Here is a 16,690-nt window from a genome sequence, read left to right on the forward strand (position 1 = left end):
AAGTTTTTTATCTCTTAATTTATTGTTTAAGCAAAAAAATTAAAAATGAGTGTAAATTTGACCAAAAATTACCACCATTTTTAGATTAAAATCATCATCAACTATAACAAAATTTGCCTTTTGACCAGCTTTGATTGTCCCAAAATAATCTAAAAGATTGTGGGCTTTTGCAACATTATACGAAGAGCAGTAAACAATTTCTTGTCATGAAAGTTTAAGATTTTGCTTTAAATTTTTGAGAATACTAAGATAACTCATACCACTTCCGGCGATTTGTTGTGAATTTTTCAAGTAAAATAAATCGCCTTTTTTCTCAGTTTCTAAATCTCCTAAATTATAAAATCCGTCTTTAAGTCCTTTTTGGGCAAGCGAATCTGAAACAGCAATTCAATTTTCCTTTTTAAGATTTTTTATTGTGAATTTTAATGTTGAATTTCTAATATGAAGTCCGTCGGTAATTAGCTCAACTAGAAAATTTCTAGGTAATTTTGATTCAAAAATTAGGTTAGTAAGCGATTGACTTCTATGGTCAAAGTTAGAACTACCATTAAAAAAGTGAGTAAATCTACGGTAGTTTTTTAATTCGTGATCTTTTTCAAAGTCAAAACAATTTGAATGACCAATTGCAAAATTAATGGATTTATGATAAAAATCAATTAATTTTGCTGAGTTTCTTTCAGGGGCAACTACAACTGTAATTTTTTTAGCAAATTTTTTTGCTAAAAATTCAAAATGAAAATTTTTAGCCGGAATTATTAAATTTGCATCATGAGCACCCTTTTTTTCAACAGAAATAAAAGGCCCTTCTAAATACCAATTTAGCAAAAAATGAGGATATTTTTTAAGTAAAAAAATAAAAAACTCAGAATTTTGTTGAATTTTAGACCAAGATTGAGTGACTGTTGTTCCAAAAATAGCCGCTACACCTTCAAATTTATGTAATTTTTCTTTATACTCTAGAAAATTTTTTTCTCAATCCGGATTAGAAAAATCCTCAAATGAAAAGCCATAACCACCATGAGTGTGTGAATCGATAAAAGCTGGCAACAAAATGTTATTTTTGCAATCAATACCTTCAAAATCAGTATTTCCACGCCCTAAATTAACGATAGTTCCGCTCTCATCTAACTCAATTCAGCCAAAAAATTCTTCTAAATGACTTATAATTCTTAAATTTTTGTATAACATTTTTGAAGTTTACCTTTATTTTTAAGCTATTTTTAAAAATACTTGAATTTATTAAATAATTGTATCATTATTTAATAAATTAGTAGAAAAATTACCAAAAATACTCAATCAAAATCACTGATAAAAAACTAGTTGCCTGAATTTTTTGTACTAATTTAGTGTCCAGTCTTGTGCACTTTTTTAACTTTTTTAGCAAAAGTTAATTACCTATTTTAAAAGACTGAAAAATCAATTTATGGTAAAATAACAAAAATCATAAAAAAATACAAGTACTATTTAAACTCAATGTGAATAGAAAACTCGTTTTTATTTACATCGAGCCTAAAAAAACATATGAAGTTTTGAAAGAACAATAACCAAAAGCCATAAATTTATAAATTTCTAAGCGGTGAAATTTATGGCATTCCATCATATTTAAAAATATAATGGAAAATTCGCATTTTTTATTTTTTTATGACAAAAACATAATAAGTCCCCTTTAATTCAATATCAAAATTTATTAATTATTCTTAAGCAAACGTCATTATAACATAATTTTATTTTAGACCAAGCATTTTTTTTTTTTTTTGCAAAAATTAATTTTAAAATAATAAAAATTAAGATTTTAGCCTCAAAAACCTGGATTTACCGCTATTTTTGCATATTTGTATTCACTAAAAGTGAATTTTTACCATCAAACTGTCAAATTCAGGAAATTCTTGGTAAAAACCTAAAGTTGCAATTTTTAACACTTTAAATTCAGCAATTTTGATGTATTTAAATTTGTCTTCAACGCTAAATTTGTATTGTTTCATTTTGATACACCCTTTTTCGAATCTGTCTGAAATTCATATACTATATTTTTATACTTTTTTATACTTTTTTTTTTTTTTTTGCGTGTTTTGATAAAATTATAATTAAGCAAATAATAATAACAACTTTTATTTGCTACTTTAAATTGGAGAACATTAAAATGAAAATATTAATTTTTGAAAAATTAACTGACCTACACAAATATTGTGCAGACCTTTTTATTGAACAAATCAGAACAAAACCTAATTCAGTTTTAGGCTTTGCAACCGGAGTTTCACCAATTGAAACTTATAAACACTTAATTGAAGACCACCTGCAAAACGGGACTTCCTGGGATAAAATTACAACATTTAATCTTGATGAATTTGTCGGAATTGACCAAGATCATCCAGAGGCATTTATCAAACAAATGAAAACTAATTTATTTGATCATGTTAATGTTCCAGCCTCCCAGATCAATATTCCTAACTCAAAAGCGAGTGATTTGGAACAAGAAGTAAGACTTTATGAGCAAAAAATTGCTGAAAATCCGATTGATTTACAATATATCAGCATCGGAATTAACGGTCATATGGCCTATAATGAACCTGGAACACCTTTTGACTCAAGTACTCATGTTACTAATTTAACAGATGAGACAATTATTGATATGGTGAAAAAAGGGAAATTTGCTAATTTTGACCAGTGTCCAAAACAAGCAATGACAATGGGAATTCAAACAATTTTAAAACACACAAAAAAAGCAATTATGGTTTCTTTTGGCGCGCATAAAGCTGACGTTACAAAACAAATGTTAGAAGACAAGCCTAATTCAGAAATTACTGCTTCTTTTTTACAGTTGCATCCAAATTGTATTTTTATTTTAGACAAAGAAGCTGCCTCTAAATTATCAAAAGAAACACTTGATAAAGCAATTTTTTACTAAAAAAGGTGTTTAAATGACCGTTAAATTTTCTGGTAAAATTAAAAAAATTACTCCAAAACAAAAATCACATAAATCAGAAAATTCGGTTTTCAATCGGATTTTAAACCAATTACAACGACTTGGAAAATCACTAATGTTTCCAATTGCAGTTTTGCCAATTGCTGCACTTTTATTAAGAATTGGCGCCTTGATTCAAGATCCTTCGGCAAATGGTTCTATCGGAATTCCCGAGGCACAAAAATTTATCGGGCGACTAATTTCAACTCCAGGTGGAATTGTTTTTGATAATTTGGCAATTATTTTTGCAATCGGAATCTCGTTTGGTTTTGCCAAAGATAATCGCGGCGAAGCCGCGCTTGTTGGTGCTGTTGTCTGATACGGAATGACGGCACTTTTAAAACAAAATCAACTTGCTGAGGCAATTTATTCAAAAGTTTTAGTGGCCGAATCAGGCGAACTTAAAGGACTGACGCAACTTTTGTATTTCCTAAAAGCTGGCAAGCCCGTCTACCAGTTAGACTCAGGGGTTATTGGCGGTATTGTTGTCGGAATTGTTGTTGCGTTTTTGTACAATAAGTACAAAAACGTTAAGTTACCACAGACACTTTCCTTTTTTGGTGGTAGAAGATTTGTGCCAATGTTAGGAATTTTATCAATAATTCCGCTTGGTTTATTTTTTGCAATTATTTGACCTTGGGCTCAATACGGACTAATTAAAATTGGCTCAGCCCTTTCAGATCAGAGTGCAAATCGCTATGCCCGGGGATTTTATGTCTCAGTTTATGCATTTCTTAATCGACTTTTACAGCCTTTTGGACTTCATCATATTTTAAATACTTTTGTTTGATTCCAATTGCCAATTGAAGGTGTATTAATTAGTCCTGTTGTTGATTCAGTGGGAAAAACTATTGCAAATGCTGGCGATATTCACACTGTAAATGGTGATATAACTGCATTTAATACCGGAATTATTGGTTCTGGTGGATTTACAACTGGATTTTTCCCATTATATTTAGGTGGACTTCCTGGTGCTGCTGTGGCAATGATTTTTGCCGCAAAACGGGAAAATCGCAAAACAATTACTACCTTTTTAGCAGGCGCAACACTTGTAAGTTTTCTTACTGGAATTGATGAACCTTTAATTTTTACTTTTATTTTTATTTCACCACTTTTATGACTTTTAAATGCTTTTCTTACTTCATTAATTTATATGTTCGTGACATGAACTGGAATGAGTATCGGAATTGGATTTAGTGCCGGATTTATTGACTATATTGTCTCTTTCCCACGTTCTTGAGCTTTTGCAAAAACTAGTGGAATTTTAGCAAATCCACTATGAATTTGGGCATTTTCAGCAATAATGTTTTTAATTCAAGGCTCAAGTTTTTACTTTTTCATTAAAAAGTTTGATATTAAAACCTTAGGTCGTGAAGACAAAATTGAAACCGAAATAAGCACTAATGGTGAAAATTTAGAAACTGAAAGCACTAAAAAAATAGACCCGCATAATGAAGATATAGCTAAAAACACTGATAAAGTTAGTGACAAATATGAAAAAATGGCACTAGAATTTATTGAAATTATCGGCAAAGAAAACATTGAAGAAGTCTCAAATTGTGCATCCAGATTACGACTTATTGTTAAAGATAATAAAAAAGATGAACAGCTAGATGCAAAAATTCTTGCAGCTGGTGGTCGAGGAATCGTTCGTGTTGGCAATAAAGGTTTACAAATTATAGTTGGCACTGATGTTGAATTTGTTGCTGATCACGTTCGCAAAATAATAGGAAAATAATAGGAAAATAATGGCACTTATTGATCCAAGATCTGTATTTTTGAAACTAAATGCAAAAAATAAAGCAATTTTTGCTTTTAATGTTTTAAATTTAGAAACACTTTTGGCCGTAATTAAAGCCGGCGAAATTTCCCAAAAACCTTTAATTATTCAGGTAAGCCAAGGGGCAATAAAATATTCGCGCATTGAAATTTTAGCACCTATGATTTTATCAGCAATTCAAAATTCCTCTGGTAAATTTATTTTTCACCTTGATCACTGTGATGATTTAAATCTTTTTGAAAAATACCTTGAATTTGGCTTTAATTCTGCAATGTTTGATGGTTCAAATTTTCCAATTGATGAAAATATCGAAAAATCACTAAAAGCTAAATCGATTGCTGATAAAAAAAATGTTTTCCTTGAGCTAGAAATAGGCCAAATTGGCGGCAAAGAAATTGGTCATCAAGAAAATACTGAACAAATTGTTGAAATTGATAGTGTTAAAAAATTCTACCAAAAAACAGAGCCAGATCTTCTTGCAATTGCTTTTGGAACCGCACACGGAATTTACAAAAAAAAGGCTAATTTAGATTGAGATTTAGTTAAAAACTTTAAAAAAGACTATAAAATCCCGCTTGTTATGCACGGAACCAGCGGCCTTTCTCTAGAAGAAATTAAAAAAGCAATCAATTTTGGAATAAACAAAATTAATGTTGGCACTGACCTTTTAGTTAATTTTTCTAACGAAGTTGAAAAATATTTTCAAGAAAATCCTAAAAGTTATGATATTAGAAAAATTAATCAAAAAGGAATTGAAAAAATGATCCAAAAAGTGCTTTTTTACCTTGAATTATCATAAAATCTTATGATTTTATATTTAATTTTTTCAATTTTAATTGCCATTTTCCTCTTTTTGATTGCTATTTTTCTTTGATTCTATCAAAAGAAGCGCAATCAAAAATGATCAGATTTTAAAAAAGAGATAATTAGACTTGTAATTTTTATATTTATTGTGTTTGGTTTTGTCTTTATAATTTCAGGTTTTTATCTCTTTTTTAAAAAATAACCTAAAAATAAATTTCTACACAAAGTTAAATAAATTTAGCCATTTTCAAATTACTTTCAAATTTGAAAATGGCTTTATTTTATATTTGAAAAGCAAAAAAATATTTAAGATTTTTTGTTTGAAAGCTACAAAAAAACCTATGAATTATAGGCTTTTTTGACTTTTAAGAAAGATTTTTATTATTTAATTTATAATGTCGGTTAAAAGCATTGGCACAAGTTTTCTTCTTTTATCTTCAAACTCTTTATTATCAATGTTGTTAATGTCACTTTCGGTTATTTGATTAAAATCAATTTTATCTTGAATTTCTTTTAAATTAGAAGATCCAGCAAAATAAAGGTCTCCTTGTTCAACATCAACTCAACAAACAGCTAAAGTTAAATTTTTTTTATTTATTTGATTTTTTTTGAAATATTGATTATAACCGCTTATTAATAATTGGGTTTTTTCAGGATCTAAATCTTTATAATTTTTGATTTCAAAATAAAAATAATTTCCATCTTTGCTAACCAAAAAATCAGGATGTGATTTTGCAATTTCATGTCCATTAATATATTGAAAGCCTAATTTAGTATGAATTGGGTTTTTAGCTCAAAAATGAATATTCCGCTTTGCTTTACTAATTCTTATTAGTTCTTTTGCAAAAAACTGTTCTGCGTTTGAATCTAACGGAAGATTATCTTCTGATGTTTTGTCATCAATTTTTTCATAACCAAAAGAAGAATCATTAGTTTTTACCAATTTATCATTTTCAGCACTATTAAATTCAATTTCTTCAGGCAAATCTTCAAAAATAAGTTTATACTGAGCATTTTCAACTTGGTCTTTAATTGTTTTTTTATAAATTTTAGCAAGTTCTCGCCCAAATTTTAACAAAATAATTAAATCTAAAATTTGTTTATTTGTTTTTTTATTTGCTAAAAATTTTTGTTTCATTTGGGCAAAAAAGTCTTCAATTTTAGAAGTAAAATATTTTTTTAAATTGTTTTTAAGTCTAATAATTGCTAATTCTAATTCAATAATGTTGGAAATTTTTGATTTAATCAATCTTGCTGAACCATATTCTTCAGTATCGATAGAAATGAATTTATTGGCATTATAAGCTTCTTCATACTTTTCCAAATGGTAGTTAAAAAAATCACTAGCTTTTTTGTCATTGGTGTATTTGTTAAATTCATTTTCAAAATTATTATAATATTGATCTTCATTAATTATTTTACTTCTATTTTCAACAGGTGTTCCAGGAAGTTCGATTTGACCTGATATAAATATGTCATTTTTATATTCTTCCTTCAAAATAAGTCTAAGCACATTTTTATCTTTAGGGTCGACATTACTATAGATAAAATATTCATGAGCGATGGAATTATGTTTTAAATCTTCATACAAAGGGCAAGGATTTCTTTTTATTCTTCCAATTGTTTGAATACTTAAATTAGAAGATGAAATATTTCTAAGTTGAACTAACATGCATGCTCTTGGAATATTTCATCCTGTTGCAGGTCCAATTTTAAAAATTATTACATCAACTGAAGACATATTTCTAGAAATATCGCGTAATGCGAAATTAGATTTTTGACGCAAATTACTTTCTTTTTTATTTTGGTCAAAATATTTGACCCAACTAAGATTATGCTTTTCGAGTATTTTAATTATTTTGTCAATATTTTCATCAAATTTTTGTGCCTTTTGGGCATCTTTTTCACTGCTATTGTCAATTTGGATTAGCATTGCAGGGTTAATACCGACTAAACCAGGCTCTTTAATATTATCATTATATTGTTTTTTGATTTCGTTAAATTTTTTACAAGCTATTTCCAAAATTTCTTCATCATCATAATCTTTACCTGTTTCTAAGTCAAGATTATGATGTTTTGTAGTTTTTAAAAGCCGAATATCATCTTTCCTTAAATCTTTTTCAGATAATTGAACTAATGGCAAGTCAGTTTTTGGGGTTGCTGTCATTTTCAATATAAATGATGCATTTTTTTGCATTTTTTCTTCAAAAGATTTCTCCTTTGAAGTAATTTTAATATCAGAACCAATATGAGCCTCATCTCTTATATAAATAAGAATTTGCCCTTTTCGTTTAATTTCGGACAAAAATGCTTCAATTGCTCCTTGTTCACGTAAAATAGATTTTTCTTTAAAAGACGCCCCACCCATAATAAAAACTGAATCAGGTGTGGCAAAAAATTCATAGTTTTTATCAACTTTTGCCGTTCTTTTCAAGTTTGAAGGACTTTCAATTCTCTCTATATTCAAATTTGAATTTTCTATAAAAATTTTATATTCATTAAAACTTTCTTCCATTTGTTTAGGTAATTCAGCACTTGATAATGTTACAATTACAAAAACTAATTCTTTACCAGCTTCTTGTTTATTTCATTGAATTAATTTATCAATATAGTTCAGAATCATGAAAGTTTTTCCGGATCCAGTCGGGGCTTTAAAATAAATTGCATTTTTTAGTTTTGCTGGATTTGTTTGGTTTTTATCATTCTGTAATTTTGTCTCAATTTCTTCGCTAGTAGTGAGATATGAAGTTGTTTTTTCAACTAATTGCTCAACAACTTTAAGTTGAGATTGCGTTAATTTCATAATTTTATACATCCTTTTCTTGTGGTTTTAGTGCTAAAAGATGATTTAAAAGTTCAACATACCTGGTATTTTTAGTATCTATATGATTTAGGTCAACTTTAATATCAAAATCTTTAAAAAGTTTTAAAAGTAAATTAACCAAATCATTAAGTCCACTTTTTGAATCAAAAATTTGAGTATTATAATAACAAATGTCAAAAACCTTTAAATTTTCCAAGTAAGGCTTGTTATTTTTGCTTCAGTTAAATTCTTCATTTTTGGTTCCTTTGCCGTTTGAAACTCGGAAAAGTCGTTCGTATGTTACATCTGTTGCAATATTATTTTGATTGTTGGTTACCAAAGTAAAAGTTCTTTCCCCTCCATCTTGGCGGTTTAAATTCCAAACTGCGTGACCAGTTGTCCCACTGCCGGCAAAAAAATCAAGAACTCTTGCATTTTTATTGGGATGAATATTAATTAAATGACCAATTAGTTCAACTGGTTTGGGAAAATCGAAGATATTTTTACTATTAAAGATTTCTTTAAGTTCTAGGCCTCCATTTAGTGAATAAAAATCACTAATAATATTTTTAAATGGTAAACCAGCTTGAATTTGTTCAATTTTTTTAGTTTTAGGATTAAATTTAACATTTTGATACTGTTTGCGTTTAGCGACTCAGTTGCCACGAGAATTTTTCACAATTTCAATAAATCCGTGTTTTTCGCCTTCGACAAAAGTGTCTTTTCCTCAAGTATAGCATGCTGATTCTGGGCTGTTTTTATTTAAATATAAAGTAAAACTGGTACCATCTGGGGCAATAATAGGATAATCTAAAGACTTTATATATTTAAATGCGCCAGTAGAGGATGTATGATGAAGGTCAATTAATTTATAATAACCTTTTTGCTCGAAATATTTATCTTTAAGCGTATAACCTAATTTTTTAAGAGTTTTTTCATCATGTTTTTGGTAATTGAACTTGCATTTGTTTAAATTTTTAGCGTAGGTAAGAATATATTCTGTGTTTTGTGTTATTTTATAATCAAAACTAGTGTTTCCACCTGGACTATTTTTTTTGACTCACACAATATTTGTAACAAAATTTTCCTCACCAAAAATTTCATCCATTAAAACTTTTAGATAGGCGTGTTGATTATCATCAATTGAGACAAAAATTAGACCATCTTCTTTTAAAAGTTTTTTGGCTAAATTTAGTCTTTCATTTAGTAAATTTAGTCAGCCATTTCGTGAATATTTATCTCGATAAATAAATTTTGAAGGTAAAATATTTTCCTTGTCATTTGCAATCTGATTACCTTCATTAAAACTAGCTTGAGTATTATAAGGTGGATCAATATAAATTACATCATACCCGGCGCGGTCTCTCTCTCTCTCTCTCTCTCTCGAGAACTAAAAGATTTTTAAGAGCATCGTAATTTTCACCAATTATTAAAGTATTTTCTTCAGATTGGCTTTTATCTAAAACAAATGATAAATTTTCATTTTTTTGTAAAATTGCAACTAGATCTGAATTAGATTCGGGGGCTGCATCGAAACGAAAGCCGGTTTTGATGCGCTGAGAAATAAACTGAAAAATATATTCAAGTTTACTTGGTTCAAATTTTTTTAAAATTTGGATTGCTAAATTTTTTTGGTCTGAATTTAGCTCTTTTGAGGAAATTTCCTCGATTTGTTTTTTGTATTTTTCTAGGAGATTATTTTGATTCATATTTTGGGCCTTTTTAGTTTTATTTTGTAATATTTTATCATTTTTCAGCTATTAAGGGGATGGAAAGAGAATAAAACTTAAAAAAATGGGTAAATTTTGATTTTTTGCTATGTTAAAAATGATCATATGACAACAATTTGTTTTTCTTTTTCGACATTTCATCGTTAATGATGGTGATATGATCAAAAATTTTTCTTGATTTTTTTAAAAAAATATTCAAAAAATGAGTGAAAATCTAGATTTTTTTGTACTAATTGCCTTAAATTTTTACTTATCTATTCAAATTTAATTAAAAATTTTTTTACAAGCAAATTTTATTTATTTTTTGCTTGTGGTTTTAGGGCTAAAAGATGATTTAAAAGTTCAACATACCTGGTATTTTTAGTATCTATATGATTTAGGTCAACTTTAATATCAAAATCTTTAAAAAGTTTTAAAAGTAAATTAACCAAATCATTAAGTCCACTTTTTGAATCAAAAATTTGAGTATTATAATAACAAATGTCAAAAACTTTCAGGTTTTGCAAATAAGGTTTGTTTTTTTTGGCTCACTCAAACTCTTGATTTTTGGTACCTTTTCCATTTGAAATTCGGTAAAGTCGTTCGTATGTTACATCTGTTGCAATATTATTTTGATTGTTTGTGACTAAAGTAAAAATTCTGTTTCCACCATCTTGGCGATTTAATTCTCAAACTGCATGACCGGTTGTTCCACTTCCAGCAAAAAAATCAAGAATTTTTGCATTTTTATTGGGATGAATATTAATTAAATACTTAATTAATTCAATTGGTTTGGGATGATCAAAAACCTTTGTTGGAAAAATATTTTTTTGCTCCTGGGTACCTTCAGTTCCTTGGGCTAATAATATTAAATTAGAAAATTTCGAAACTCTTTCAATTTTTTGGTTATTGTTGTCAACAAATTGATACTGTTTTGAATAAACCCTTTCATTCTTGAAAACAATAAAGCCATTTTTGATTCCTCAATCTAATTTTTGCCTAGCTCAACGCCATCGCCAATCTTTAACAGCGTGGTTTCCCTGATGCCTGGCTTGTCACTTTTCTTGGCTACCGCCAGCATAATAAATTTTTCCATTGTATTCAATCGGATAATCAAGTCCTTTAGATCAAGTTAATGACGCAAAATCGAGTTGGACCAGCCTATATTTTCCTCTTTCCTGAATATATTCATCAGAAAATTTATATGAGCCGTCATTAATATTTTGGACATAAATATTTGTCGTTAAATGTTGAATGTTTTTTGAGTAAGCTAATACATGCTCCGTTAGAACTTTTAAAAATTTGGAATCTGCAGCTGATCCTTCGTTTTTCTTTTGCCAAACCAAATTAGCAACAAAATTTTCCTCACCAAAAATTTCATCCATTAAAACTTTTAAGTAGGCGTGTTGATTATCATCAATTGAGACAAAAATTAGACCATCTTCTTTTAAAAGTTTTTTGGCTAAATTTAGTCGTTCGTTTAATAAATTTAGCCAACCATTTCGTGAATATTTATCTCGATAAATAAATTTTGAAGGTAAAATATTTTCTTTATCGTTTGCAATATGGTTACCTTCATCAAAACTAGCCTGGGTATTATAAGGTGGATCAATGTAAATTACATCATACCCGGCCGCGGTCTCTCTCTCTCTCTCTCTCTCTCTCGAGAACTACAAGATTTTTAAGAGCATCATAATTTTCACCAATTATTAAAGTGTTTTCTTCAGATTGACTTTTGTCTAAAATAAAAGATTTTTCTTCATCTTTTTGCAAAATTGCGACTAAATCGGAATCAGATTCAGGAGCTGCATCAAAACGAAATCCAGTTTTGATTCGTTGAGAAATAAACTGGAAAACATATTCAAGTTTATTTGGTTCAAATTTTTCTAAAATTTGAATTGCTAAATTTTTTTGGTCAGGATTTAGCTCTTTTGAGGAAATTTCCTCAATTTGTTTTTTGTATTTTTCTAGAAGTGTATTTTGATTCATATTTTAGGCCTTTTTAGTTGTATTTTGTAATATTTTACCATTTTTCGGCTATTAAGGCGATTGAAACAAAATAAAACTAAAAAAATCGGGAAAATTTTTGGTTTAAATTAGTGTATTAATTTAAAAAATTCAGACACTTTTTTTTGATTTGTCTCAGCAAAATTAAGCCCTATGTTAAAATATCCGTTTTCGGTGCCTATCTCCGCTCTAAAAAAATAAAAAACCAAATATTTTGAAAAAAAATATTTGGTAGTAAATTATCTATTTTTAAAAAGTGATCGTTAAAATTGATCGAATTTTAGCAATTTTGTGACAGGTTTTCTATAATTAATCCATGAAATCAATAAGTAAATAAAGGAAATTATAAAAAACATTGCTATTCATATTATGAAAATTAACATTACTATTTGTGAAATCGAAGGATATATGGCTTCTTGACCGAGTATTTGCATGTAAATTTTTGGAATTAAGGGGAGAGACACTGATAAGTTAATGACTAAAATTAGAAATGAAATTATAATTATATTTAATCAATGGTAAAGAAAAATCTGCCATGTCTTAGCGCGAAGCGCCTTTAGGATTCCAATTAATTTTACTTTTGAATCAGTTAGATTTTTTGTATAAAAAATCGTTTGTATTAATAGAATTGCTATAAAAACAATTAAAATTGCTCCTACAATTATATTTATAAAATTTTGTAAATTATAAGTTAATTTTGATACACCTTTTAATGAGGAGTCAACATTATACTCTTTATTATTTTCAATAAAATTATCAATATTATTTTCCAAATTATCATTTTCAAAATACAACCTTAAAATAATGGGTTCTATTTTGTTGGTCTGACTGGTTTGCGAATTGTCTGGTTCCCTGTTTTTGCTTTTTTGTAATTCGATATCTTCACCGAATTTATGATGCAAAAAACTTAGGTTTAAGTTTTTTGCATTAAGCAAATTATTTATTCCAACAACTTTTAATGTTTTTTTATCTTTGGGGCCAGTTAAGACAGCAATTTCTTGTTCTTTTGGTTCTTTGATATCTAATTCTGTAGCCACTTCTTTTGAAATTATAATTTCATCTATGTTTTCAATGTTTCTTCCTATTAAATTTTTTTGATCAAAATTGAACCTATTTTTAAAAAATTCACTTTCATCAATGTAATCAATATGTGCTCCAAGCTTTCTTTTGTCATTATATTCAAAACCTAATGATGGGAAAGTAAAGAAAGGAATAATTTTTTTTATTGATTTATTTTTTTCTCTGAGATTATTAATGTCATTATGTGTGAAGGTTGCCACATCTCTCTCTGATTTTTTGCTAATTAAAACAGAATCAAGTTGCAATTCATTAACTTTAAGAGAATTAGAAGCAAAAATATTTAAATTTAAAACACCAAATAATAATGTCCCAAAAATACTTGTTAGAAAAAGTATTACAAATAAAATAGTTGAAACTAATTTTGATTTATAGTCTGACAGAGTAAGCAATAAACCTGTTTTTAATTCTTGCTTAATTTTTGCAATTTTTGAATAGGAGGAACTCTTAAAAGAAACTAACTGACTACTTTTTTCATTGTTAATTGCTAAATTTTGTTCAGTTCTGTCAATATTTTCTTCGGAAATTTTTCCTTTTTCAATGCGAACGATCTTGTCGGCATATTTTTTTGCAAATTCTAAATTGTGGCTGACCACTAATATTGTTTTATTTTTTGCAATATTTTTTAGATTTTCAAATACAGAAACACCGTTTTCAAAATCTAAATTTCCGGTTGGTTCGTCAAGCAAAATAAAATCACTATCTCTTGAAAGTGAGCGGAGAATTGCTATTCTTTGTTTTTCGCCACCAGATAAATTATTTACTTTTTGTTTTAATTGTTGATTTTCAATCAACACGTATTTAGACTGTTGTTCTAATTCCTTTGGGTCTAAAACTCTATTTATTACATTATTTGCAATTAAAATGTTATTTTCTGATGAAATATTAGTGATTAAATTAAAGTCCTGAAAAACAACATCGACTAATGGTTTTTTAATTTCAGAACCATTTTCATCCAAAAAAGAGATTTTTCCACTGTCTTTTTTAGTAAAACCGGCAATTAAGTTAATTAGCGTGGTTTTACCGATCCCTGATTTACCAATTATAAACGTTATTTGTTTTGAAGGTATATCAAGATTTAGATTATTGAAAATGATTTTCTTATCAATCTTTTTCGTTAAATTTTCAATTTTTATCATTTTGCTCCGAGTTTGCTGTATTCTTCTTATTCAACATAATAAAATTAAGACTTTTGATAAAAAAATATAATTTTAATAATTTTTAAAAATTATTTTAATAATGCCACAATATCTTTTTTATAAGTTATATAAGAAATTAATGAATATATGATTGATAAAATAAGGAAACTAGCAAACCAGATAATTATAAAAATAACGCTAATTTGCTGATAATCAGGAAAAATTGAATTTTGATGTGAAATTGCACCATAAATTAAAGGCACAAAAGAAATTGAAAATATAATACCAAAAACGAAAACAAAAGCAGAAAGTATTACCAAATTTAATCAATGATACAAGAAAATTTGTGATGTTTTTCCACCAAGAGACTTTAGAATACCAATTGATTTTTTCTTGAATTTAGAAAGATTTGTTGCATATAATGACACAAAAATTAACAAACTTATTCCAAAAATTATTATTGACACAAAAATAATTAATAACAAAGTATATTGAGAGGAAATTGCTCGATTTAGAATTTGATCCGGGCCGCCATTTGTCGAGTAATAACGACTAACGCCCAGTTTACTATATTTATTTAAAAATTCAGTAATATTATTATATAAATTATCATGATCAAAATAAACCACAGCAGCTATTGGAAGTAATTCGTTGGAATATTTTTCAATATTATTGTTAAAAATAGCAATATTTTCGTCATCTTTTTCAGGATCAAAAACTCCAACAACTTTAAAAATTAAAGTATTTTTATTGTTAGAAATTTTTAAAAGTTTTCCTGTTTTGTCAGTTATATTCGAGCTAACTGCTATTTCATTAAAATTTTTAGGCAATGTACCATTTTTCAAGTTTATTGAATTGGCTTGATTTGAATTCTCATAGAAAGACTTATGTATTTTATTGGGTTTTGCAAGTGTCTCGTCAGTTTCTACGGTTGTTGGCCTACTAAAAACATACTTTTCAAAGTCTAATGAAAAATAATCATCAGGTAAAAACTCAAATTGATCAAATTTACTTTCTTTTTCAGTTGGTTTTGATTTTTGATAAACTGACTTTAGTTTATCTATGTGAACAAGCGAAAAATTGTTACCATCATCAAGAGACTTATCTAAAATTCCCACAATTGTTGCTGATTCAGAAAAGGGATTTAAATCTTCAAGGTTTTGCCCTAAATTTAATGAATTAAGGTGAACAATTTTAATTGTTTTTCCAATTGGATTATCAATTTCTAATTCTTCAATTAATTTTTGTGAGAGGATAACTTCATTTGGATTGGTAATAAACCTATTACTAAAATTTCCATCTTTACTAAATGAGCTAAATCTGTTTTTAAAAAAATCAGATTCATCAGTTGATCGAATAGAGCGATTCTCGAGAGAAACATTATCATTATAGATGAATGTATAATCTTTAAGACTACTATATAGTAAACTAGTGTGTTTTATTTTGGGGTTATCCTTTTTAAGTTGGTCGATTTCTTCAGGGGCTAAAGAAATAATATCCTTTTCGCGAATTCTAATGGCGTCAAAATTTGATTGGGCAAGCGTGTCAGTGACTATATTTTTTGCTGAAACATGTAAGTTCATGAAAATAACCATGCTAAAAATTAAAGCAAAAAATGTTACTAAAACTAAAATAAAACTCGTAATTTTTGATTTAAAATCCGCGAGCACAAGCAATAAAGCTACTTTAAATTTTTGTATCAAACCAGGCTTTTTATAGACCTGGTTTGATATTAGGTTTGAGTGTTTATTTTTTCATTCAATATTAATTTGTTTATTATTTTCTATAACATTAACGGATAAATCTTCTAAATTAATAATTTGATCGGCATATTGGTTTGCTAATTCTAAATCATGACTAACAATTAAAATTGTTTTACTTTCAGAAGCTTTAACTAATAAATCGAGTAAAGCAATGGAATTTTCATGGTCCAAATTACCAGTTGGCTCATCAAGCAAAATAAAATCACTTTTTCTTGATAGACTTCTTAAAAATGCTGTACGTTGTTTTTCACCACCTGATAAGTTTTTCGCTATCTGATCTAATTTATTGGTTTCAATACCAATGGAATTCGCGGCTTGTTGTATTTCTAAATCATCTGATTCGCGATTCAAAATGTGATTTGCTATTAAAATATTATTTTTTATACTTAATGACTCAATTAAATTAAAGTCTTGAAAAACAACATCAACTAATGGTTTTTCCAATTCAGAACCATCTTTGTCAAAAAAGGAGATTTTTCCACTGTCTTTTTTTGTAAATCCGGCAATTAAATTAATTAGCGTGGATTTTCCAATTCCAGATCTTCCAATTACAAATGTAATTTTGTTTAAAGGAATTTCCAGATTTAAATTATTAAAAATAAATTTATTATCAATTTTTTTAGTTAATTTTTCTATTTTTATCATT

The 16,690-nt window shown here is 27.7% G+C and carries 12 protein-coding genes; 3 read left to right on the top strand and 9 right to left on the bottom strand.

The window, feature by feature from the left end:
* Nucleotides 1-39: 39 nt before the first annotated feature.
* Nucleotides 40-1,188, bottom strand: a complete 1,149-nt coding sequence (locus R7X45_RS02155; RefSeq protein ID WP_318055741.1) for an amidohydrolase family protein — start codon at nucleotides 1,186-1,188, stop codon at nucleotides 40-42.
* A 653-nt stretch (nucleotides 1,189-1,841) separates the two neighbouring features.
* Entirely contained in the window at nucleotides 1,842-1,982 is a 141-nt protein-coding gene (locus R7X45_RS02160) for a hypothetical protein (RefSeq protein ID WP_318055742.1), read from the bottom strand.
* A gap of 158 nt (nucleotides 1,983-2,140) precedes the next feature.
* Here R7X45_RS02160 and R7X45_RS02165 point away from each other — a divergent pair, with 158 nt between their 5' ends.
* The 3 genes from R7X45_RS02165 to R7X45_RS02175 are packed head-to-tail and all read left to right on the top strand — an operon-like array spanning nucleotide 2,141 to nucleotide 5,541.
* Nucleotides 2,141-2,905, top strand: coding sequence for a glucosamine-6-phosphate deaminase (locus R7X45_RS02165; RefSeq protein WP_318055743.1), 765 nt, complete (start codon nucleotides 2,141-2,143; stop codon nucleotides 2,903-2,905).
* A gap of 13 nt (nucleotides 2,906-2,918) precedes the next feature.
* Nucleotides 2,919-4,700: a PTS transporter subunit EIIC gene (locus R7X45_RS02170; protein ID WP_318055744.1), complete on the top strand. Its 1,782-nt coding sequence runs from the start codon at nucleotides 2,919-2,921 to the stop codon at nucleotides 4,698-4,700.
* A gap of 10 nt (nucleotides 4,701-4,710) precedes the next feature.
* Nucleotides 4,711-5,541, top strand: a complete 831-nt coding sequence (locus R7X45_RS02175; protein ID WP_318055745.1) for a class II fructose-bisphosphate aldolase — start codon at nucleotides 4,711-4,713, stop codon at nucleotides 5,539-5,541.
* A gap of 390 nt (nucleotides 5,542-5,931) precedes the next feature.
* Here R7X45_RS02175 and R7X45_RS02180 read toward each other — a convergent pair whose 3' ends face one another.
* The 7 genes from R7X45_RS02180 to R7X45_RS02210 form a co-directional block, all read right to left on the bottom strand.
* Nucleotides 5,932-8,349 (bottom strand): DEAD/DEAH box helicase family protein, encoded by a 2,418-nt coding sequence (locus R7X45_RS02180; RefSeq protein ID WP_318055746.1) that lies wholly within the window; start codon nucleotides 8,347-8,349, stop codon nucleotides 5,932-5,934.
* Nucleotides 8,350-8,353: 4 nt separating this feature from the next.
* Complete coding sequence (locus tag R7X45_RS02185; protein ID WP_318055765.1) at nucleotides 8,354-9,691, bottom strand: site-specific DNA-methyltransferase; 1,338 nt, start codon at nucleotides 9,689-9,691, stop codon at nucleotides 8,354-8,356.
* A complete protein-coding gene (locus R7X45_RS02190; RefSeq protein ID WP_318055747.1) occupies nucleotides 9,669-10,058 on the bottom strand; it encodes a type III restriction endonuclease subunit M in 390 nt (129 codons plus the stop codon). The genes R7X45_RS02185 and R7X45_RS02190 overlap by 23 nt, the downstream gene beginning before the upstream one ends.
* 314 nt (nucleotides 10,059-10,372) lie before the next feature.
* On the bottom strand, nucleotides 10,373-11,677 hold the full coding sequence (locus tag R7X45_RS02195) for a site-specific DNA-methyltransferase (protein ID WP_318055766.1): 1,305 nt from the start codon (nucleotides 11,675-11,677) through the stop codon (nucleotides 10,373-10,375).
* Complete coding sequence (locus R7X45_RS02200) at nucleotides 11,655-12,047, bottom strand: type III restriction endonuclease subunit M (RefSeq protein ID WP_318055748.1); 393 nt, start codon at nucleotides 12,045-12,047, stop codon at nucleotides 11,655-11,657. The genes R7X45_RS02195 and R7X45_RS02200 overlap by 23 nt, the downstream gene beginning before the upstream one ends.
* Before the next feature lie 281 nt (nucleotides 12,048-12,328).
* The gene (locus tag R7X45_RS02205; RefSeq protein WP_318055749.1) at nucleotides 12,329-14,281 is read right to left on the bottom strand and encodes an ATP-binding cassette domain-containing protein; all 1,953 of its coding nucleotides are present in this window, start codon (nucleotides 14,279-14,281) and stop codon (nucleotides 12,329-12,331) included.
* Nucleotides 14,282-14,370: 89 nt separating this feature from the next.
* Nucleotides 14,371-16,689 (bottom strand): ATP-binding cassette domain-containing protein, encoded by a 2,319-nt coding sequence (locus R7X45_RS02210; protein ID WP_318055750.1) that lies wholly within the window; start codon nucleotides 16,687-16,689, stop codon nucleotides 14,371-14,373.
* Between the last annotated feature and the right edge of the window lies 1 nt (nucleotide 16,690).

It is taken from the genome of Mesomycoplasma ovipneumoniae (genome assembly GCF_033343935.1).
Taxonomy (GTDB): domain Bacteria; phylum Bacillota_I; class Bacilli_A; order Mycoplasmatales; family Metamycoplasmataceae; genus Mesomycoplasma; species Mesomycoplasma ovipneumoniae_G.